Source organism: Candidatus Saganbacteria bacterium, from assembly GCA_016223245.1.
Taxonomy (GTDB): domain Bacteria; phylum Margulisbacteria; class WOR-1; order XYC2-FULL-46-14; family XYC2-FULL-37-10; genus JACRPL01.
Genome location: JACRPL010000021.1, coordinates 109,868 through 131,075, shown reverse-complemented (window position 1 = coordinate 131,075; position 21,208 = coordinate 109,868). Strand labels below are relative to the sequence as shown.

Annotated in this window: 17 protein-coding genes; all 17 read right to left on the bottom strand. The window is 43.2% G+C overall.

Features of this window, described 5'->3' with window-relative positions; translation table 11 throughout:
- Positions 1-969 carry an NAD-dependent epimerase/dehydratase family protein gene (locus tag HZC34_07885; GenBank protein MBI5701740.1) on the bottom strand — a complete coding sequence of 323 codons (969 nt, stop codon included), beginning with the start codon at positions 967-969 and terminating at the stop codon, positions 1-3.
- A gap of 6 nt (positions 970-975) precedes the next feature.
- Complete coding sequence (locus HZC34_07880; GenBank protein ID MBI5701739.1) at positions 976-2,103, bottom strand: DegT/DnrJ/EryC1/StrS family aminotransferase; 1,128 nt, start codon at positions 2,101-2,103, stop codon at positions 976-978.
- Between the two features lie 36 nt (positions 2,104-2,139).
- On the bottom strand, positions 2,140-3,297 hold the full coding sequence (gene neuC / locus HZC34_07875; GenBank protein ID MBI5701738.1) for a UDP-N-acetylglucosamine 2-epimerase (hydrolyzing): 1,158 nt from the start codon (positions 3,295-3,297) through the stop codon (positions 2,140-2,142).
- Positions 3,294-3,959 (bottom strand): PIG-L family deacetylase, encoded by a 666-nt coding sequence (locus tag HZC34_07870; GenBank protein MBI5701737.1) that lies wholly within the window; start codon positions 3,957-3,959, stop codon positions 3,294-3,296. The genes neuC and HZC34_07870 overlap by 4 nt, the downstream gene beginning before the upstream one ends.
- Complete coding sequence (locus HZC34_07865; GenBank protein ID MBI5701736.1) at positions 3,956-5,500, bottom strand: E3 binding domain-containing protein; 1,545 nt, start codon at positions 5,498-5,500, stop codon at positions 3,956-3,958. Before HZC34_07865 ends, HZC34_07870 begins: the two co-directional genes overlap by 4 nt.
- Before the next feature lie 3 nt (positions 5,501-5,503).
- The gene (locus tag HZC34_07860; protein ID MBI5701735.1) at positions 5,504-6,481 is read right to left on the bottom strand and encodes an alpha-ketoacid dehydrogenase subunit beta; all 978 of its coding nucleotides are present in this window, start codon (positions 6,479-6,481) and stop codon (positions 5,504-5,506) included.
- Entirely contained in the window at positions 6,478-7,416 is a 939-nt protein-coding gene (locus tag HZC34_07855; protein MBI5701734.1) for a thiamine pyrophosphate-dependent dehydrogenase E1 component subunit alpha, read from the bottom strand. Before HZC34_07855 ends, HZC34_07860 begins: the two co-directional genes overlap by 4 nt.
- 38 nt (positions 7,417-7,454) lie before the next feature.
- Positions 7,455-8,507, bottom strand: a complete 1,053-nt coding sequence (neuB, locus tag HZC34_07850; protein ID MBI5701733.1) for an N-acetylneuraminate synthase — start codon at positions 8,505-8,507, stop codon at positions 7,455-7,457.
- Entirely contained in the window at positions 8,500-10,290 is a 1,791-nt protein-coding gene (locus HZC34_07845) for an ABC transporter ATP-binding protein (GenBank protein ID MBI5701732.1), read from the bottom strand. The genes neuB and HZC34_07845 overlap by 8 nt, the downstream gene beginning before the upstream one ends.
- An 11-nt stretch (positions 10,291-10,301) precedes the next feature.
- The gene (locus tag HZC34_07840; GenBank protein MBI5701731.1) at positions 10,302-11,348 is read right to left on the bottom strand and encodes an Ldh family oxidoreductase; all 1,047 of its coding nucleotides are present in this window, start codon (positions 11,346-11,348) and stop codon (positions 10,302-10,304) included.
- Positions 11,345-12,712 carry a glycosyltransferase gene (locus HZC34_07835; GenBank protein MBI5701730.1) on the bottom strand — a complete coding sequence of 456 codons (1,368 nt, stop codon included), beginning with the start codon at positions 12,710-12,712 and terminating at the stop codon, positions 11,345-11,347. The genes HZC34_07840 and HZC34_07835 overlap by 4 nt, the downstream gene beginning before the upstream one ends.
- The gene (locus tag HZC34_07830; protein ID MBI5701729.1) at positions 12,705-13,700 is read right to left on the bottom strand and encodes a methyltransferase domain-containing protein; all 996 of its coding nucleotides are present in this window, start codon (positions 13,698-13,700) and stop codon (positions 12,705-12,707) included. The genes HZC34_07835 and HZC34_07830 overlap by 8 nt, the downstream gene beginning before the upstream one ends.
- A 76-nt stretch (positions 13,701-13,776) precedes the next feature.
- Positions 13,777-14,508 (bottom strand): hypothetical protein, encoded by a 732-nt coding sequence (locus HZC34_07825; protein MBI5701728.1) that lies wholly within the window; start codon positions 14,506-14,508, stop codon positions 13,777-13,779.
- Positions 14,501-16,183, bottom strand: a complete 1,683-nt coding sequence (locus HZC34_07820) for a cobalamin B12-binding domain-containing protein (protein ID MBI5701727.1) — start codon at positions 16,181-16,183, stop codon at positions 14,501-14,503. The genes HZC34_07825 and HZC34_07820 overlap by 8 nt, the downstream gene beginning before the upstream one ends.
- Entirely contained in the window at positions 16,165-17,340 is a 1,176-nt protein-coding gene (locus HZC34_07815) for a Gfo/Idh/MocA family oxidoreductase (GenBank protein MBI5701726.1), read from the bottom strand. Before HZC34_07815 ends, HZC34_07820 begins: the two co-directional genes overlap by 19 nt.
- A gap of 2 nt (positions 17,341-17,342) precedes the next feature.
- Positions 17,343-19,307: a hypothetical protein gene (locus tag HZC34_07810; GenBank protein MBI5701725.1), complete on the bottom strand. Its 1,965-nt coding sequence runs from the start codon at positions 19,305-19,307 to the stop codon at positions 17,343-17,345.
- Between the two features lie 152 nt (positions 19,308-19,459).
- Positions 19,460-21,169 (bottom strand): hypothetical protein, encoded by a 1,710-nt coding sequence (locus HZC34_07805; protein ID MBI5701724.1) that lies wholly within the window; start codon positions 21,167-21,169, stop codon positions 19,460-19,462.
- Between the last annotated feature and the right edge of the window lie 39 nt (positions 21,170-21,208).

Here is a 21,208-nt window from a genome sequence, read left to right as displayed (position 1 = left end):
TCACCCCTCAAACCAGGTTTTTATTATATGGTCTGCTGCCATAACCTTTGAAATACCTTCATCCAATAATACCGTGGGTTCGTATTTGAGTATTTTACGTGCCTTATCAATAGAAGGGACCCTCCTTATTATTTCCCTAGAAGAATTACGGTCGGAATCGCTCATCGGAATATATTTTGGTTCGATTTTCTTGCCGGAAACAGCTAAGACTTTTATCGCCAAGTCTCTCATCGCAATGGGCTCCTTGTTATTCCCGATATTAAAAGCCTGCTGATCCGCCTCTGAACTTAACAGGGCCTTGGTAGCACCTTCCGCAGCATCCTCTACATAACAAAAAGCTCTGATCTGAGAACCATCCCCATAAATGGTAGGCGCTGAACCCTCTAAAACGTTTTTAATAAAACGCGGCATAACGAACTCAGCCACCTGACCCGGACCATAGACATTAAAAAACCTGACCACCGAATAATTCAATCCATATCTATTGGCATATGCTTTAAGATATTCCTCTCCTGCAAGTTTTGTTATCGCATATACCGAGATCGGATTTTTAGGCGAATCTTCCAAAATCGGCAATCCATTTGTCTCGCCGTACACCTCGGAAGAAGAGGTGAAAAGTACCTTTTTTATCTTTTCCTTTAGACAGGCCTCAAGCACATTTATGGTTCCCAATATGTTAATATTAAGACATTCCATTCTTTTGGTCTCCGTTCTCCTCACGCCCAGCATCGCGGCCAGATGTATCACATAATCACACCCTCTTACGGCGTTGCCCAAAGCATTAGTATCAAGTATGCTTCCCCTGACCATCTCCGTTTTGGAAATAATTTCTTGGTTGGCTTGAAACGATTCCAGATTGGAGAAGTCTAGATCGAATAGTCTTATATCCAAATCTTTTTTCAATAGATTTCTGGCAAGCGCGCTTCCAATAAATCCAGCTCCGCCTGTTATTAATACCTTTTTCTTCATCGATATTTACCTTCTTTTGTTCCTTTTTATAATATTTATCAGGGTTTTAGTTACATAATCAATTTCCCCTTCGGTCAAATCCGGGAAAATGGGTAGAGACAAGGCTGTTTTAGTGTATTCCAGGGTACGGGGATAATCAGAATCGCGATAATTACCAAGCCGTGCAAAAACCTTTTGAGTGTGCAAGGAGGGATAATATAGTCTGGTGCTTATTCCCTGCTCGGCCAGCTGGGCAATAACTTCATCTCGGGAGATATTCAGGGTATCGATTTTCAGGCGAACGGTATAAAGCTGAAAGTTATGATCGGCATAATTTCTTATTGAGGGAGTGGTTATCGCTTCCTCATCTTTAAAACCCGCGGTATACCGCTGGGCTATCTTTCTTCGCAACTCAATTGCTTTTGTAAGTTTTCGCAATTGTATTCTTCCGATCGCACCCATTACCTCGGGCATGCGAAAATTAAATCCAAGTAAATCCCATTGAAACCTGGCGGTGTCGCCATAATTTCGTATTAATCGGGATTTATCTGCCAGGGTTTTATCATTGGTAACGACCATACCGCCTTCACCAGTGGTCATCGGCTTACTGGGAGTAAAGCTGAAAATCCCCATCTCCCCAATGGTCCCGCATTTCTTCCCTTTATATTCCGACAAATGAGCTTCAGCCGCATCTTCTAAAACCCTCAAATTATGTTTTTTCGCAACAGTCAAAATCGGGTCCATGTCCGCCGTTTGGCCAGCGTAATGAACAGGCATTATCAATTTTGTTTTAGGTGTGATCCGCTTTTCAATATCTTCAGGATTCATACAATAAGTATTAAGCTCTAAATCTGTAAAGATTGGCCTGGCGCCCAGAAACATAGCTGCTGTGGCCGTTGAAATAAATGTCATATCAGGCACGATCACTTCATCTCCCGCCTCTATTCCCATAGCGGCCAAAGAGACCAGTAGGGCAGAAGATCCTGAATTGACAGCAATGGCATACTGTGCTCCAACCAATTCAGCAAATTCATTTTCAAATGTTTCCGCCTGTTTGCCAAAAATCAGCCATTTCGATTTTACGATCGCAGCGGCCGCCTCTGATTCTTTTTCATCAAACCAGGGCAGGGCTAAAGGTATTTTTATCCCTGTCATCAGATTTTCCTTCGGGTCATTCATAAATAATCCTCCTTAATAAGTTATTTGTTTTTGCAAGAGCTCGTTGTCAATGTTAATATTGCTCAAAGTTTTAACGATGCGCTCACTGGCAAGCCCATCACCGTATGGGCTTACACATCTTCGAACCTGTTCCTTGAATTTTTTATCATAAAGCGCCTTTCTAATAGCCCTCACGATCTTGGCCTTATCATGCGGCACATCAATAACGTTGGTGCTTCGTTCCCGGCCGGCCTGCCTGATCCCCAGATTGATTGCCGGCAACTTAAATGATGGGGCTTCAATAATGCCGCTACTCGAGTTTCCAATAAGCGCCCTGGCATAGTTGAACAGGCTTAGATAATCGAGACGTTCCAGGTTGATGAAAACTTTGAGCTTGACCTCCTTTTTAAACTCCTCGATCGCCCGGTTGATCCCCAGATAACCAGCGTCGGCGTTAGGCATAACAACAACCTTGGCAAGCTCCGGAAAGGAGCGCAGGGCAAGAAGCGTTTCTTTCATTTCCGCATAGCTCGCCTGTGGTTCCGTTGTCACCGGGTTCTGCAAAACGAGAACAAAATCACGATCGTCTAGGCCAAGGTCAGCACCGAGCTGTTTGCGCGTTTTGAGCTTCAGTCCCTTTATGACATCAATAGTCGTCGAACCGACCGGAAAGATTAATTCTTTTCTTTCCCCCATTTTTCTGATCCGTTTGGCGCTAAGTCGGGTCGCCGGAAAATGAAGGTGCGACATTTTCGTGATCGCGTGTCGCGCCCGCTCATCGATGTCTCCTTTCGAGCGATCGCCGCCATGCATATGCGCAACGACAATGTTCATATAACTTCCGGCAATTGCCCCCGCCAAAGTTTCGATCCGGTCACCGAAAACCAACAGGATGTCAGGCGAAAGCTTATCAAGAGCCAACGCAATGCCTTTAATACCGTCACCAATCGCTTCCGGCATGTACGTCCAACTCTCCAGCATCGGCAGCATCGGAACCTTGGCATTGATATTAAAACCATCACGCTCTATTAGCCGGCAAGTATTGCCGTGTCGAGGTGAAAGATGCATGCCGGTAATTATCAGTCGCAGTTGCAGCTCATCACTTTTATATATTCTTCTTATCACCGGCAGTAAATATCCATAATCAGCCCGCGAACCGGTAACGACTGCAATCTTTCTTCTTTTTTTCAAACGACTCTCCCCCTAATCAAAATAAATGCTTCAGCTGCCTCCGTGCCAATGACACTTCCCCATCGCTTCGCTTCAATTTCGATCAGTTCCAGCGAGCGGGGATGCGGAGCCAGCTTCATTTCACTCCTGTAGCATTTTAACGCTTCCATTTTAACCGCCAGCGTTCCAGAAATATCCTCAAAATAATTGGGAATGAAAGCGCTTTCCGGAAAGGGCGGCGCCCAGTTTGCGGAACAGATAACTTCGTAAGATAAAACATTCCTGACGGTTGATTCTTTCGTGAATTTTGCCGCCAATATCCCCGCTTCGAATGCTACCCGGTGGTCGCTGTTGATATCCCCGTGGTGCGGCAGGTAGACGACTTCAGGATGGCACTTACTAATTACCGCCATAATCTTCTGCTGGATATCAAACAGCGGCAGGGTATCGAGTTTTAGAGTCGGCAATTCTAGATAATAATTTTTCTCGACTCCAAGAACTCTCCTTGCCTCCTCAGCCTCTTCTCTTTTACGCACAATCAACTCTTCCGAATATTGAGGCGGGAAAGCTTTCGTCAAAACACAACAATACACCTTATTCCCTTTTTTGACGTTCTTGACAATCACTCCTCCAACACCAAGAGTCTCGTCATCGGGATGAGGCGCTATTATTAAAATATTCATTTCAAACCCTCCATGTATCTCCATAGTATTGGAGTAAACCGGATGCCTCTTTTCCTTAAATGCTCGCGCACTTCATCGGATAATTCATCCCGTCTACCCGTCGCTGAACGAGCCGTCAGATCAAAAACCGACAACTCGGTCCCATCCAATCCTTTTAAATCAAGGTAAAAACCTATAATAATCAGTCGATTTGTCCCTTCCATCACCTGCCGCACAATTTCCGCATCGAGCGCGCTGGAGTATACGATCTTCGCTTCCACACCCGATCGGCGGACAGTCAGCGCCAGACGATCAGAGAATATTTTTTCTTCCACCCCATATCCCTTGTCCTTAAGCTTAAGAACAAGTTCAACTATAATTCCTTTTAAGAGCGCGTCTTTCTGTTCGGGAGTCAGCCGTTTAGGATAATGGTCAGACGACTTTATAACCTTCGCAGGGACACCGCCAGCCAGGGAACGCGGCGGGACATCAAGGGCAACAAACGAATTGCCGGTGACCGTCGCCCCTGCGCCTATCGTTACGCCGGGCATAACAAATGAAGCGGGTCCCAACCAGGCTCCTTTCTTAATCCGGACCGGTGCGAAATCGGCATTGTAACCGTCAAGCGCCGACTGCCAGTGGCTGTGGGTAAAAACCTTTGCCCACGGGCTCAAGCAAACCTCGTCCTCAAGGATAATCTCCTCACACGGATTAAGAACCACCCCCTTCCCAAGGAAACAATTATTGCCAATCCACAAACGAGCATTGGGTTCCTGTTCCCCGCCACCGCCAATCAAAAAATCTCCGACCGCGTACAGGACATCGCCAATCAGGAGCTCCTTGCAACTGATCTCTGAATTTCGGCCGATAAAATTCATTTCCCCTAATTTAATCTTGCGACAACTGATCACGCAATTGTCTCCGATCTTTGTCCCGTCGCCTATCTCCAGATATTCGGCAATGATATAACTTCCTTTACCAATGACAACTCCCGCGCCGATCTCTGCCCCATTGTTCTTATATTGTTTAATTTTATCTTCTGATCCCAATGCGGCAAACCGCTGAATATCCCCCTTTAAACTGTTAATAAAAGCATCGGATAATTTCCCCGCCCAGGAAACCTTAATTGATGTCAGTGCATTTTCCACATCTTCGACCGTCACTTCCCCTTTTGGGCCGGTCGGTGATATCGTTTCGAGCGATAAACTATTTTCCTTGGCAAGCCGCCTGGCTGCGGGACTTGCTTTGGTTTTTGTTTCGGTTTTTATTTCTCCACCATCTCCCGTTTTAGTTTCAATTTTTTTGTTCTCCAGCAATTTTTCGCCCGGCGTTCCTATATAACCGATCACTTTCATTACCGGAACTGTTTCCCCTTCTCTAACAACTTGCTTCAAGAGATTTCCCGCATCCTCAGCTTCTATTTCAAAAATCGCCTTGTCCGTTTCAATCATAACAACCGGCTCACCTTTGTTCACGAGCTCCCCTTCCTGCTTCAGCCAGCGGGACAGGATCGCCTCGGTCATATTGACCCCCATTTTAGGAATAATAATTTCCGTTGCCATTAATTAACCTCCCATTATTTCCATAGCCGCGTCGTAAATATCATTCTCGTCCGGCAAGACCAATTTTTCCAGAACATCACTCGAAGGGATATGAACGTCTTTGGCCGCTACCCGACGGATCGGCGCTTCCAAATATTCTAGGACATTCTCGCCGATCGCCGCGCTAATCTCTGCCCCGACACCACCGGTTTTCCATCCTTCTTCAGCAATCAGTACCCTGCCGGTCTTTTTCACGGAAGCAAAAACTGCCGGTAAATCAAGCGGTGCCAGGGTGCGTAAATCAATAACTTCGGCATCGATATTTTCTTCCGACAATTTCTCGGCGGTGCGTAGTGCGCGAGGAACCATCTCCGAGTAGGTCACAATCGTGACATCGTTTCCTGAGCGGCGGATAGCCGCCTGACCGAACGGGATGAGATATTCTTTTTTCGGCACCGGGCCTTTGACCGCATAGAGCATTTTATGTTCGACAAAAAGTACCGGGTTATCATCGCGGATTGCTGTTTTAAGCAATCCTTTGGCGTCGGCGGGGTCAGAAGGAGCCACAACCTTGAGGCCAGGAACACGCATAAACCATGATTCCAAGCTTTGTGAATGGGTTGGACCGTAGGCCCGCCGGCCGCCAGCCGGAGTCCTTATCACCAGCGGAACATTAACCATGCCAGCATACATATAAGCGTATTTGGCTGCATGGTTTAATATTTGATCTGAACACAGAGTCATAAAATCCATAAACATGATTTCAACAATTGGACGTAATCCTTTGAGCGCAGCTCCGGTCGCCAGACCAACGATTCCCGGCTCGGAAATCGGCGTATTGACAATCCTATGCTTGCCGAATTTTTCAAGCAGGCCGCGTGTCACGCCGAAAGCGCCTCCATACTCGGCAATGTCCTCACCTAACAGGAAAACTCGCCGGTCGCGCTCCATTTCTTCGGCCATCGCTTCCTGGATAGCTTGCCAGTAATACATTTCTTTCATTGGGCCGCCTCATTAGAATAAACAAAAATATCCTCGAAGGCAACTTCCAGTCCAGGCAACGGGCTATTCTCCGCATATTCGACCGCTGCCTCAATCTCTGCTTGGACATCGGCTTCAATTTTTTTCAGCTCATCATCGCCAATGGCCTTCTGTTTTTTTAAAAAATCAACGAACCGGCGGATCGGTTCATTTTTCCACGCCGCCTTTTCTTCCTCTTTTGTCCTGTACTGGCGGGGATCGCTCTTGGAATGGCCGAGGAGACGGTATGTTTTGGCTTCAACCAGGCTTGGTCCTTTACCTTCTCTGGCCAGTTCTACAGCCCGGACAACTGTTTCCTTGATCGCTAGTGGATCATTCCCATCAACAATCAAGCCGGGCATGCCGTAGCCGGCCGCCCGTTCAGCGATATGTTCAACCGAAAGCCCTTCCTGAACCGGGGTCGACATCGCGTACCGGTTGTTTTCGCAAACATAAACAACGGGGAGTTTCCAGAGGGCAGCCATGTTCAGCGCTTCGTGAAAAATTCCCTGGTTGGTCGCCCCATCTCCAAGAAAACAAATAACCACTTTCGACTCGCGGTTATACTTAATCGCAAACGCAATTCCGGTCGCAATCGGGATCTGGCCGCCGGTTATCCCGTTTGAGCCAAGATGCCCGACTTCCGTACAACACATGTGCTGGGTTCCACCCTTACCTTTGCAGTAGCCGGTTGCCTTGCCGAAAATTTCAGCCATTATCTTTTTGGGGTCTCCGCCCTTAGCAATGAAGTGTCCATGTCCCCGGTGGTTACTGGTAATGTAATCTTCAGTACGAAGAGCAGCGCAGGCCCCAACAGCAATCGCTTCCTGCCCGACACAAAGATGAGAAGTCCCCATGATCTTTCCCCTGGCAAACAACCAATCAACTTTTTCTTCAAAGTGACGAATGACAATCATCTGCCGCAAATATCCAATTAATTCTTGATTACCAACGTTCATCGGATCATTCCCCACGAAATAACGGTATCCCGCTTCAGCGCCCGCCGGGTGATTTTGCCAAGAACAACGCTAATATATTCTGGCGAGATCCCTGTCCCTGGCCGTTTGACGGTCAACATTTCTGCGATCAGCTTAGTACCGCCGGGAATATTGCTGGCGGCAACCAAGCTTTTCCTGGCGACCTTTGCAATCTTCCGTTCTGAAAACCGCGGTTCTTTTTTTCCGCTGCCCAGCGCCTGTTCAGTGTTCCTGACTGTCGCAACCATTGCTTTGAATTCTTCCGGCTCCAGCGACACTTGATGATCAGGCCCTGGCAGATTCCGGTCAAGCGTAAAATGCTTTTCAATCACACAGGCTCCGAGGGCGACGGCCGCGACCGCTATCTCAATCCCCAGTGTGTGATCCGAATATCCAATGGGAACACTAAATGCCCTTCTCATGGTTTCCATTGCCAGCAGGTTGACATTTTCCGGTCTGGTAGGATAATTTGAGGTGCAGTGCAGCAAAATCAACTTCCGGTTCCCCTCGGCATAAATCTCGTCCACGGCCTCTCTGATCTCGCTTAAATTTGACATCCCGGTTGATAATATGATGGGCTTGCCAAAAGCCGCTATTTTTGAAAGGAGCGGCAGATTGGTCAACTCGCCGGAACTTATCTTGAACGCCGGCACCTGAAGCCGATCGAGAAGCTCCGCGCTTCGCAATTCAAATGGAGTCGATAAAAAGATTATACCTTGCTTGCTGCAAAAATGCTGCAGTTCCACAAAATCCATTTCCGACAATTCCAGGGATTTGAGCATCTCATATTGCGATCCTACGCCGCTTTGCCTTTTTTGATATTCTGCTTTCGGCGCATCTTTCGTGACCAGTTCCTCGGCAATAAAGGTTTGAAATTTTATCGCGTCCGCCCCAATCTTTTTAGCGGCAATCACCATTTTCTTCGCCCGCTTTAAACTGCCGTTATGATTGACGCCCGCTTCGGCAATTATAAATACCGGCTGATTTTTCCCGATCAAATGGTCCCCTATTTTAATTAACTTTTTATTCATTATATATCCGCACCTTTTGGATCATTTCCCTGATCGGTTCGCGCACAATAATATCGATAATCCTTCCATCTCTCATTTCAACCACCCTGTTAGCATCCTTGATCGCGCTTTTCCGATGCGTAACAAAGATCACCGTTTTCCCCTCTTCCCTGACCAGTTTAAGGATTGTTTCCATGACATTTTCTTCGGCTAAGTGATCGAGTGCGCTGGTCGCTTCATCAAGCAGGATAATTTCCGGGTTGCGGAGCAAGGCTCGTGCAATGGAAAGACGCTGGCGCTGTCCGCCCGAAATCTTCATACCATCATCTGCCAGAATAAAATCAAGGCCGCCCTGAAGACCTAAAATAAAATCGAGGATATCGGCTTTTTTCAGCGCTTCCTTGACATTTTTCTCATCAAACCCTGCCCGACCGAAAAGGATATTATTTCTTATAGTATCATTAAAAAAGAATGTTTCCTGTCCGACATAGCCGATATGCTCGCAGAGCGAAGCTGGCAGATAATCAACAATCGGAATTCCATCAATCAATATCCGGCCGGACGTCGGGTTTAACAATCCGGACAAAAGATCAAGCAATGTTGTTTTTCCTGATCCGGAAGAACCAATGATGCCAATAAATTCTCCTCGTTTCACAGTAAAAGACACATCAATAACTGCTGGTTTTTTTGCGTTCTGGTAATTGAAGGTCACTTCCCTGATCTCGATTTCCGAAGTGAATTTCTTCAATTGCCTGTTCCCTCCAAGATGGTCTCGGTGCTCCTCCGCTTCCCTGATCGCCAAGTAAGCAGCTTCAGCATTAGGGAGGATCGCCATCAGCCCCATACCATAACTGCTTAACAATCTTAACGAAGGCATGATCTTAAGCAGTGAATAAACAAATACGCCGATCATCGGCAAACTGCCGAGCACGCCTCCCTTAACATTGCTGAAATAAACGACCATGACACAAAGGAAAGAGATATAAACTAGTTCCAGCAGGCTTGCCGGCAGGCTGCTGATAACCAGATCTTTTAAGGCATAATGATAGAAATTCATGCATTCCCGGCTGAACATTTCGATCCAATGGCTGACGACGCCAAAAAGGCGAATGCTTTTTATCCCTTTAAGCGCATTCATGGCATGGATTGTCTGATTTGAAGCGCTAACAGCCCGTCCACTTCCCGTTCCATATGAAACCCGCTGGGCAATTGACTTGGTCACAAAATAATAAATGGAGGAAGCAGCCAATAGAATAACCGTTACCACAGGTGAAACCACGAAAAGCACAATGAGCATCATTGCGGTTTTTAGGAGTTCAACAAGCATTAATGTGAGCATCCCAATTACTTTGCTCACATATCCCGGCGCAGTTGTGAGCCGGAAAACAAGATCCCCCTTTTTGGTATTGATCAAAAACTGGTAATCGGAATTCAACAGTACAGACATCATCTTGATCTGCGTTTCTTGGAAAATCCTGCCTGCGTATAAGCCTGAGAATACCGTATTGAAATAACTCAATGATAATTTAAGGAGTGTAAGGCTGAACAATATCAGCACAACTGTAACTAAAGGGGAAAAAAATGAATTATGTGTTATCAAATTCATAATAGCGATGAATTGTCCGGCTCCCGCCTCAACAGCAGTTTCAGGCACTAACACAGACAGCACAGGGTAAACTACCACCGCGGAAAGACTTTCAAAAAATGCGACCAAAAAGCTCAGGATAAGGATCACGACCATTGCTCGCCATTTTTTTGAAATAAAATACTTTATTGTTTCGATAGACTTACCAGACATTTTCATGTTTTTCTCCATTATAAATTAAAAGGCACCTTATAGTTACCCGCCAGTTGCTTGAATTGGTTTAATACCATTTCTGGCACCGGTATACCCTCTTTTGAGCGTTTCTTCCATGTTTTTTTCTCCGGATCACCCGGCGCAATAATGGGTTTTTCCGGATCCTTGGATGGCTCGCTTCTCAATTCGTCCACCATTTTCTTCAATCGGCTTTTAAACATAATCGGATCTTCAAATGCATCGATCCTTATCGCCAAAAAGAAATGACCAAGTAATCGCTTCGCGTCCATCGGCGTTCCGAACATCGCACTGACGTTGGGGCCAAAGGGAGATCCTGTCAAAAGACCACAAAGTATTTCAACCATCATGCTTAGGCCGAATCCCTTATATCCGCCAATTGGAAGAAGGCTTCTTAGATCGTTCGGGTCATTTGTTTCGTTCCCTTTTTCATCTACTCCCCAGCCAGGAGGCATTTCATTTCCTAGTTCTTTATATTGCTGGACTTTATTAAATGTCGCAACAGTTGTTGCCATATCAAGACAAAATGGATACTCACCTTCACATGGCGCAACTAAGCAGATCGGATTATTACCTAAAAATGGCCTCAAGCCGCCGAAAGGGACTACATGGGCTGTCGCATGGGTAAAACTCAAGCCAATCATATCTTCACCCGCAGCCATATGAGCAAAATAGGCCGCTGCTCCAAAATGGCTGGAATTGTGAACGGCAACCGCACCGATCCCGTTTGTGCTAGCTATCCCGATCGCTTTCATCATCCCTTCAGCTCCTGCCGCGTGGCCAGGGGCATGATCACCATCGAGTTTTCCAGTTGAAGGCGAAGTAAGTTTAAAATCATATTTCGGATCTCTATTCAACCGGCCGTGGATAAATCCTTGCAGATAATGATGGAACAATCTGATTCCGTGCGAATCAACCCCACGAAGTGAAGCCTGAACGATCCCCTCGACTAAAAATTTGGCAACATCGGGACGGACATTTTCTTTTTCCAAAATACTTAAGAATAATTCTTTGATATTACTATCAGAGGCTAAAATTTCTTTCATTTAATATTCCTGTCCGACCAATTATCTACTAATAGTCCGGCAAACCGCAACCCTTCTTCATTTCTTACTTCGATAGAGGCATATGGATCATTGATTTCAACAATGCCGACTTTTTCTCCTAGAAGCCGCCCTTCCCGTAAAAATTGTGGATGGGTCGCGCAGGCGAGACCTTTGATGCTTACATAGACCGGCTCCTTGAATTTCCTGGGAACAAAACCGGAATCAACTTGCTTCAATCCTTCAGGCTCTTTTACCCAACAGGAACCGAATTCCGTCCTAGCCGCAACCACGCTATCCAAACCTTCCTTGACAAGTCTTATGATCAACTGGTCAATAAACCCTTTTGGCCGAAAAGGAAAAGTCACCTCTAAAGTAACAATTATGTCGGCCATTATCCCTTTGTTTTCCAATTCTAAAACGGCTTGCTGAAAAACATTTTCTAGCCCTATATGCTCTGCCGAAAGTGAGCTGTCCCTCATAAACGGCACATTAGCACCTAATTTCCTGGCGAGGTCGGCGTGTTCATCTGAATCAGTGTAAACAACTATTTGTTTGACAAATTGTGATTCCTTTACGCTGTTGATAGCGTATTCCAACAATGACCGCCCACCAAGCATACAACTTTCACCTTTTACAGGGATCAAGGCTAAAATATTTAGGTCCTTGAGTTGAAGGTGATTATAGTTTCGACCGTCCAAACCATTAAGATTCTCTATTATCTTTACAACATTAGTGCAACGTTCTAGATTTTGGTTCTGGTGGATCCCATGCCAATGATAAACACTAGCGTCGGGCTCATAAATAATTTTATACCCTGCCTTGAGTACATCTCTTGCCCAAATTCGATCTTCAATATTCGAGATGTTTTCATCAAACGGTATTTTCCCCCAGACATCCCTGCGGAACATACTATTGGCGTTGTGGAAAAAACTGTCCTTGAATTGCACTTTTCTGTCAAGGCCAAAAACTGTTATCAGGTCGCGTTTATCGGTATCGGAAGTGAATGCCATCGGTTCCTGCCGGCCATAAACACCGGCAACCTTGTCATCATCAAAATCCTTGAGCAGATTCGAAAGCCAACAGTTATCGACCGGGATACAATGGGCCGAAAGACAGACAACATACTTACCGGTTGAATTTTCTATGCCAATATTGATCGCTTTGCCAGGCAAGAAATTATCGATTGAAACTATTTTAACCGGAAATGCCTGTGCTTTTTTGACAGTCTTATCACTGCTCTTGTTGTCAATAAGTATTACCTCAAAGTCCCTATAATCTTGCTTGAAGACGGCCTGCAGGCAAGCCGCGATCCATTTCTCTTCGTTATGAGACCTAATAATTATAGAAACATTCTTTTTATCCATTTCCCGCCCTCAAGATATTTCTTATGGATCGTCCAAATCTCTTCCATAGTGGATTGCTTTTTTGATAATCCTTTTCAACTCCTAAAATATAGTTATAGACCCCATATCCGTATTCTTTATTTTCAGTCGAAAATTGATCTCGACAATTTGCTCTCCTATAAAGAGCGCGAACAAACTCATCTCCCTTTTCTGCTATCAAACCGTTGCGAAAAGCAAAAAAGTTTAATGTCCGCGCTTCAAAACAAAAGTTGTGCTCCATCTGAAGATAAGAAAGAAAATTATTCCCGCTAACAAGCCATTCATCTGAAATTGCTTCTGAACGGGCCCGATTCCAACGCTTAAATCCCGGCACTTCAATATAAATTCTCCCATCAGAAGAAAGTAATTCTTTCGCTTCGCTCAAGGCACGATCAATATCTGACAAATGTTCTAATACGTGAGAAAAAATAAGCAAATCCGCCGTTTGGGAAAGTTTCCGCAGTTGTTCGATCCCTCCCTTTAGCATGGTCATTCCTTTGGATCGGCCGGGCGCCATCCTTACCTCATCAAAGTCACATCCTATAACATTAAACCCATTTAGATGGTATGGATATAGGTTGCATCCATCGTTGCATCCTACCTCCATAATGGTCCTTATATTATTAAATTTGCCACCCAAAGCATTTTTTATCCAGCGGTATCTTTTCCATGCGTATGAATCCGTACCTGTCCTTGCCGCAAACATTTGATCTGGACTGCGCCCTATATTTTTAAGCAGGTTGCAGTAATTTGAGTAATACAAATCCTCTCCGCTGGCACTAAAGAAAGATCCGGAAAACACCAGGCCGCAAATATCGCAAATGAGCGTTTCCAGAGGAAGCCCCAGCCGATCTTTTTTTGCAATCAGCACAAATTTTTGCCCACAACAAAGTGGACATTTTTCGCGGCGAACTCGTTTAATCGTCCCATTTTTGATCCGGTCAGATATTTCATTTCTTATTCGAATCATTGGAAAACCCAACAATTCCTCAGCTCTTCCGTCGTCCTTAAAGCGTTTGGATAAAATAGCGGAACTAATGTTTAATTTATTCAAAGCGCGCCTCTACATTGATTGTTTCATGTCGTACTTGATAATCCCGACGCACATTTTTACCCGCCAAAATATACTCGATCAGACGCAAATCATCTTCCGTTTTAACAATAAGCGAAGTTTCTTTGCTTACAGGGAAATAACCAGTCTTGCCGCATAACAGTGCATATCCTTGGTTTTTGTATATCTCCAGGAAAGTCTGGTTTCTCCATATCATGACAGAATAAACAAATCGTTGAACAGGGGACAGGTCCTGCGTTTTTGCGAATAGCTCATTTTCTTTGAAGTTAAGCGGCTTGCCGTCATAGAGAGCATGAACCTGCTCTTCCTTTACAGTAATGAGGCTATCAAACCTTCCATCGCTGAAATAACCAACCGCACGCTTAATTTCATCTCCAGTTTGAAGAGGCGAAGTAGTATTAACCCATACCGTTACTTCCGCTGAATTATGCTTCATAAAATCATAAATAACTTCATCAGACCTGGCATCTGATCCGCCCAGCGGCGCAGGACGCAGATAAAAATCCACGCCGTAATTATTCGCTATGTTGCCAAAAACGGGATCCTCTGAATTTACGACAATTCTCGAGAAAACACCTGCTTGTTTTGCCGCTTCGATCGCGTAATAAATAAGCGGTTTCCCATTCAACAGCGCTAGGTTCTTTCTGGCAAGTCTTGTGCTGCCCATACGAGCAGGGATCATTGCAACTATGCTTTTATTATTCATTGGCAGGGCTTATCCTTTGATTTATCTTTTTTAGAGCTAAATCGCGATTTATTGTTGAATTGCTAAATCCCTCGCAGAATTTTTCAAAACTCAATTCTTTTCTTTTCCTAAATTTGCTGATCCTTTTCACTGCAGCAGCATCAACTTGCATCTTAGGCGCAAGACTTATTGAAAACAATCCGAAGATTTTCTTTTTAAATATCGCGAATAGACTGTTCTTGTCAATATGATATTTAATTTTACCAAGAAGAATAAATAACCATACTAGAAAACGTATCTTATATTTACTTATAAAATAATGCCCGTCAACCTCGGCAACTATCTTCTTGCTCCACCCCGCGACAACCTCATCTGGCTCATCGGTCAAATTCACATGAAAAACTCCTGCCCCCGAAACAGATCCAGTTAAAGAAGTAAGGTATTCATCTTCATCTTCTATTGCGCCTGACAATCTAGCAAAATCATAAAGCGGCGAACCAGGTATGGGTAGGGCGTAGGTATATTGGTATTGTTTGAAATTAAAGTTTAGAGATTTTAAAAAATCGATCGACTCCCGTACCGTACGATCAGATTCTCCCGGCATTGCCAGCACAATAGTGGGTGAAGTGTAAATACCTGCTTCATATGTCCACCGTCCCACTCGGCGATTTTGCTCTACGTTTACCCTTTTATCCATGATGTTAAGCATTTTTTGGCTGCCAGATTCAAAGCCATACTCGATCATCCAACACCCGATCTCTTTATAGGCCTCTATTATTTCTTTGTCCACGGTATCAACGCGCATTCCGAGTATCCTGAACGGCACATCCAATTTTCTCCTTTTGAATTCTTCAATAAACTGCCAGTTCCTCTGCTTGTTAGGGGCAAAACATTCATCGCCAAACGAGAAAAATCCGACACCATATTTCTTGATGCAATACTCCACAAGATCAAAAATATACTTTAATGAAAACAGCCTCAAACCGGCATACGCCCTGAAACAAAAACTACATTGCCCAAAACATCCCCTGCTGGTGGCGATCGTGATCATTCTTCTTTTTCTTTTGGGATCAAGCAAACTATTGTTCTTTATTTTTTTTGTGAATTTTCTCATGAATTCTAGACCATCGGGTAAATAATGATCTAGGTCTATCAGATCAAACGCAGGGTAAGGAAGAGAATCAAGATTCGTTATTAATCTTCTGTCGCCCGTGAAATTATAAGAAAGATCGTTCCTGTAATAAATGCCAGGAATATTTTCCAAACTCCTCCCATTATTCAGCCCCTCAATCAACTCTACGATCGTAATATCCCCTTCTCCTTTAACGATTATATCGATCGGCGTATTATTAAATAATACGGCAGCGGCCGACGCCAGCCCACCGCCCAGTATCTGTTTTTTTTCCGGAAAAGCGTTTTTTAATTCCCGGCTCAATTCCTTCAAGTACTTATAAGATGGCGCTACAATACCGCTAAAGCCTATATATTTAGGATCTAGAATCCGAATTCTTTCAATTATTTCTGCATTCGTGATCCGTTCCAGATCAATGTTCAATAGTTTTGGATTAAAACCTTTATTTCTTAAAGCGCTGGCAATATACATAGAACCATAGGGCGGATAGATAGTTTTAACCGTATCCGCAGGCGGTATGATTATCAGAAAATCCACGGTGTTTTTCACCTTAAATTGATCCATTTGCCGTTGCTCCTCAAACTCTGATTCGCGCTTTCCAGCACCTTTGTCGGAATTAGCGATTGCTTAAAGGTCGGTCTCGTATCTTCTAAACCATTTACAGTCAAAAAGCCTCTTTTTATTTTACAAATATCATCAAAATACTGCAAAATGCTGTCAATCCCATATCCTTGATAATTCACTTCACCGATAGAGCCGTAATGTCCGCAGAAATCAGGATTGGGTTCTTCGACGCCCCCCTCATCGGTCACAATGCAGATGCCCCTGTTTTTCTGGTCAGCCTCATATCTTCCTTTTGTCCCGATCACTTTTATCTTCTGGTCCGACATCGCGGACGTGCATTCCGGATCGATCCAGTTCACCATGATCGTACTGGTGAATTTATTACCTACGGGAAGCTTCCATTCGACAATGCATTGGATCGAATCGTAAGTATTGACACCTTTAGAAACAAGAAAATTCTTTTGTCCTAAAGCCATCACCTTTTGAGGAATTGCACGTGTTGCAAAATAAATAATATCTATGTAATGGATCCCCAAATATTGGAAGATATTCGTTCGCCGAACCCAAGACTTAAACTTTTCCGTTGGAACGCTTTTTCTCTGGCTATATTCTACCACAAAATATAGAGGATCTCCAAGCGCTCCTCCAGCGAGGATATCCTTCAATTTCAGATTTGATCGATCAAAGCGCTTATGAAACTCGACCGCACAATATAACTCGTTTTCATTTTGAATTTGGATAAGCTTTTTCACCTCTTTCAGAGTCGGTGCGAGCGGCTTAACGACCAAACAAGATATTTTTTTCTTCATCAAAAAGGATGCGACTTCATAATGAAGATGGTCCGGGATCGAAATGATCGCGCAATCCGGAAGTATCCCTTTTGAAACAGCTTTATTATAGGACTTAGTACCGGCAGTCTTGTCATCAGAAAAGCATTTAATATTAAGCTTAAAACCAAACATTCGCGCAAGCAGGTGGTTCTTTTCTTCGAGTTCTTTTAGCCCTGCCGCACCCGCAGAAGCGACCTTGACCTCTCCGAGCAATCCTGATTTTTTAGCCTGATACAGCGCGGGCAAGATAGTACCATAACCGTCTGTCCCTCTACCGCATACATACATCCCTGCGCCAACCACAAGCACATTCAACGAACGATCCATAATTATTTTCCCTCCATTTTGCAATGGCTGAGCTTCAAGAACCAATCACTAAAATCAACCGCTTCCGTATTGCCAAAACAATGTTTCTTAAATTCTATTTCGGATATCTTGAGGGAAGAATGTTTTTGATCCAACATGGTCAGATATTTTTTCAGACTTTCTTTATTTTTCGCAAAAGTAACTGCTTGCTCGATCTTTTCATTACTGTCTGAAAAAGGATTAGTCGGAATATGAGCATAACGGCCTCCGCCGCCGTAAAGCAGGACAGGAATATTATTATTAAGAGCTTCTTCGATAGTAGTAGAAGAAAAACTAACGAGGAGATTGGCAATTTTCAAGACATCAAGGAAGGGCGCTTGGGTTTCAATGACAATATTTGAAGAAGAAGGCAAGAACATCTTTATAGCATCAAATGGAAGCTCAAAAATATCCGGCCTTATCTTGATTATCAATTTCAAATGCGGCAAACCTGAAACGACCTCGCACAGATCTATCAAACTTTGAAGAAATTCGTCTGAAGTTTCATAAATATACCGGCGATTGTGCCGAAGTTTAAAAGTGCCGGCATGAACAATAGTCAATTGAGATGGATTGGTTCTATGGGGAGGAATTTTTGTCCTTCCCCAAAGAAGAGGCTTGATACAAACGATCTTCTCCGGTGCATTCGTCATTTTCAGCGCTAAGTCCCTTGCATAGGGAGACTGGACCGCAAGATATTTATAATCTCCAACAAGGATATTTTTGGCGAGGATCTGATGCTCCCTTGCGGAATATTTATCTTCATGTAAAACATGGGAGCCGTGGCTGATCAAGACTGACGGGAGACCTAATTCACGGCATGCCTCACCTAACGCTCCGTTGATCCCAAAATTCATTTGTGATACCACATAGTTTGGTTTAAGGGCTTGAATTCCCATTTTCAAACCGAAGGCTTGGAAATGAATTCTTAGCATATAAGGAATTAGGTCCGTCTCAACCTTTTGATGCAATAACCCCGCAATGTCTACCCCTTTGTATATTCCAACATGACCCAATGTCTTGATATTCTTTAAAGTTGTTTCAAGATAACGCTTAGCAATACCATTATCATATAATTTCTCAAAATATTTAGCATATGTTTGGACAGATAATGCAAAATCCGAATGATAAGAAGAGGAGCCTTTCTTGTTCTTTTTCTTAAAGCTCGCATTATAAAGCTGCTTAATCGCCCTCAAAATCTCCAATGCCCCGGATGAGCCAAGATAATATTGACATATTTTAATGTCTTTTGATTTGGCCGACAACCCCGCACAGACTAAATTCATATTATATGAAAAGTTTGAGACCAAAAGGGTTTTCTTCTTCGACATAATATAAGTTGCGATCGAAAAAATACAATAACTTATTTGATCGCATAATTTATGATAAGGCGAGTTGGTTCCGTGTAATTTGAATTCATTTTCAATTTGCATATCTTGTGAGGCAAAACCAACAAACTCTATCCCATTGTTTCGGCATATTTGTTCGGCAATATCCCCAATATAAAGTTGAGCCCTATCGATCCAAGGAGAACAAGAAATTACTTTTTTATATTTAAACGAATATATCCTTTGAGGTTTCTTAACATCCAATGATTTTCCGATCAATTCGATATTAAATAAGAAATACCTCCAGATCTGCCTTAAATAATGGAAATATGCGCTTAAAAAATATTCTTCTGGCATCTCATATGCGCTATTTTTGGCATATTCCCTAATATAATCTTCTAATTCACAACTCTTATCCATTATTTCATTAAATGATCGCTCATCGATAATTTCAGACGTATTCACGCTTCCTACGCCATTTTTCTTAAGATAATATCTGATATTAGGCGTTAAAGAAATAATAATACTATTTAATAAGCGATTATCTTTAACGCAAAGAACATTAATAAACCTTTTAGCTTCATCAAGAGATTCAAGTATTATTAAATTGCTATTATTCATTGTATTCTACGCTCTTTATAAAGACGCATTTGCTCCTAATTAAATTATATCACCTATTCACATCATGTCAACAAAAGCATATCTTAGTCAATAATAGCCAATATTAGCCACCCAGGCACTACCTTTGTTTTGGGCCCTATCTCAACCAAACATTATCCTTGTATCCGCAAAGCATCTTTCATCTTCGCACAAAAGGCTTCTTTATTTACCGGCCAAGCAGCTGCTTCTTGATATTTTTTGATCGCAGGTCTGCTCGAACTCAGAAAGACGATAGGATCATCCAATGCAACCTTGCACCGCATTGCGCCTGTTTCAACATCATAAAAAATGATTCCCTTATCCGCAAGTTCCTTGTCTATTTCCTTGCCAAGCGACGAAGCCGATTCATATTCATACCTTGCTTGAAAAACTAATGCCGGGACACCGGAACTGGCCGATTCGCCAAAACCCGTACTAATAGAATCCCAAAGAACAAGATCCGCCTTCTGGAAAAGCTCAACCGGACGGTCCGAACTCAATAGAATTCTTCCAACCTTTAATTCTTCTGCACAGACTTCCTTGATTGGATCGTTGGCATAAGTTCCAGGAAAAGGCTTATAAATGATCTTCGACCCAGGATAATCCTGCAAAATTCTTTTAAGCAATATTAATACAGACATCCGATGGTTCATATTCCTTTCAGGGGTAATTTCTTCGAGGTCAGCCATAAAATCTCTCAGAGGACCAGAAGAATAAAGTATTGTAAAATTGCCTTTACAGCTCCTCTTCTTTTCCCAAGCAGGCATGCCATAAAGGTAATGGCTTCCCGCATCTATTATTTTCAGATTGTCAAGCTTACTCATGCCTTTTAACCATGATCCATTTGTGACCCCCCAGGAAAAATAATAATCCAGAAAAGGCAACTCATTTGCGGTATGCTTAAAAGACGGATTAATATTGCCAGAACCATGGGCATGACTTACAAGAATGGCTCCTGCACGTTTTGCCAAGAACGCGAAGAGCTTAAAATTTTCATTATAATAATATCCAACGCAAGAATGCACCTCCAGGATTCTCCAATTTTTTAGCATCAGCTCATAATATTTATAACGATCATTTAATTCTTCGATCAGAGAAAATGGTAAAATTCGATCAATAAATCCGGCAAAAAGATCTGCCATCTCATTTCTTTTCTCTGTCGGCACATCAAAATAAAGATCCCCCACAGCAAGACTAAAGCATTCTCGGCAAGCGATCTTGATCTTTTCGCGGCTATACTGATCAATGCTCCGCTTAGCCGGTTTATAGTCGAAATCCAAAAGGTTTTCATGTGACATAAAACCAAGCGCCCAATTAGACAGCTCGCCAATTATTTCTGGTTTTTTCATCTTCACCCATCGATTTCTTGATTCTTTGCGTAATTTTCGAAATAATGCTTTTATCCCCATGGGTTCATTCTTAAAAATTTCTTTTTGCGGAGACAATCTCTTCGCCGAATAATTAATATGTTTCGATTCGCCATCATTTAGAAGAGAATATAGGCCATTGAGAAGCCCAAAATTTATCGAATGATCAAAATAACAATTTAATACTGCATTATCAGTATCATCAAAATACTCTTTTCCCGGCATTGGGCCTTGTAAGGAAAAAGGCCTATTTGTTCTGATATAAAAAGAAGCGCGCAACATACGTTCGATAAAAATATTCGTAGCAACATGGATAGGGAACCGGTATAGAAGCGCAAGTTCGGATTCGCACATCCCAACATGTATTGAAAGCTGGAGATCAAATATTTTATTGATAATGCTGTCGATTAATTTGTTTGTTTGCCGTACAATCATCCTGCGGTCATAAAGTTCCGTCCAATCAAGAATATTTTCCATAATCAGCGCCCTATTATCTTTAACAAGTTATGAAAGTTC

Bases quoted from the DNA above. Each gene is read 5' to 3' on its own strand.
- HZC34_07885 (MBI5701740.1), bottom strand. From the start codon at position 969: ATGAAGAAAAAGGTATTAATAACAGGCGGAGCTGGATTTATTGGAAGC.
- HZC34_07880 (MBI5701739.1), bottom strand. From the start codon at position 2,103: ATGACAGGGATAAAAATACCTTTAGCCCTGCCCTGGTTTGATGAAAAA.
- HZC34_07870 (MBI5701737.1), bottom strand. From the start codon at position 3,959: ATGAATATTTTAATAATAGCGCCTCATCCCGATGACGAGACTCTTGGT.
- HZC34_07865 (MBI5701736.1), bottom strand. From the start codon at position 5,500: ATGGCAACGGAAATTATTATTCCTAAAATGGGGGTCAATATGACCGAG.
- HZC34_07860 (MBI5701735.1), bottom strand. From the start codon at position 6,481: ATGAAAGAAATGTATTACTGGCAAGCTATCCAGGAAGCGATGGCCGAA.
- HZC34_07855 (MBI5701734.1), bottom strand. From the start codon at position 7,416: ATGATTGTCATTCGTCACTTTGAAGAAAAAGTTGATTGGTTGTTTGCC.
- neuB (MBI5701733.1), bottom strand. From the start codon at position 8,507: ATGAATAAAAAGTTAATTAAAATAGGGGACCATTTGATCGGGAAAAAT.
- HZC34_07845 (MBI5701732.1), bottom strand. From the start codon at position 10,290: ATGAAAATGTCTGGTAAGTCTATCGAAACAATAAAGTATTTTATTTCA.
- HZC34_07840 (MBI5701731.1), bottom strand. From the start codon at position 11,348: ATGAAAGAAATTTTAGCCTCTGATAGTAATATCAAAGAATTATTCTTA.
- HZC34_07835 (MBI5701730.1), bottom strand. From the start codon at position 12,712: ATGGATAAAAAGAATGTTTCTATAATTATTAGGTCTCATAACGAAGAG.
- HZC34_07830 (MBI5701729.1), bottom strand. From the start codon at position 13,700: ATGATTCGAATAAGAAATGAAATATCTGACCGGATCAAAAATGGGACG.
- HZC34_07825 (MBI5701728.1), bottom strand. From the start codon at position 14,508: ATGAATAATAAAAGCATAGTTGCAATGATCCCTGCTCGTATGGGCAGC.
- HZC34_07820 (MBI5701727.1), bottom strand. From the start codon at position 16,183: ATGGATCAATTTAAGGTGAAAAACACCGTGGATTTTCTGATAATCATA.
- HZC34_07815 (MBI5701726.1), bottom strand. From the start codon at position 17,340: ATGGATCGTTCGTTGAATGTGCTTGTGGTTGGCGCAGGGATGTATGTA.
- HZC34_07810 (MBI5701725.1), bottom strand. From the start codon at position 19,307: ATGAATAATAGCAATTTAATAATACTTGAATCTCTTGATGAAGCTAAA.
- HZC34_07805 (MBI5701724.1), bottom strand. From the start codon at position 21,169: ATGGAAAATATTCTTGATTGGACGGAACTTTATGACCGCAGGATGATT.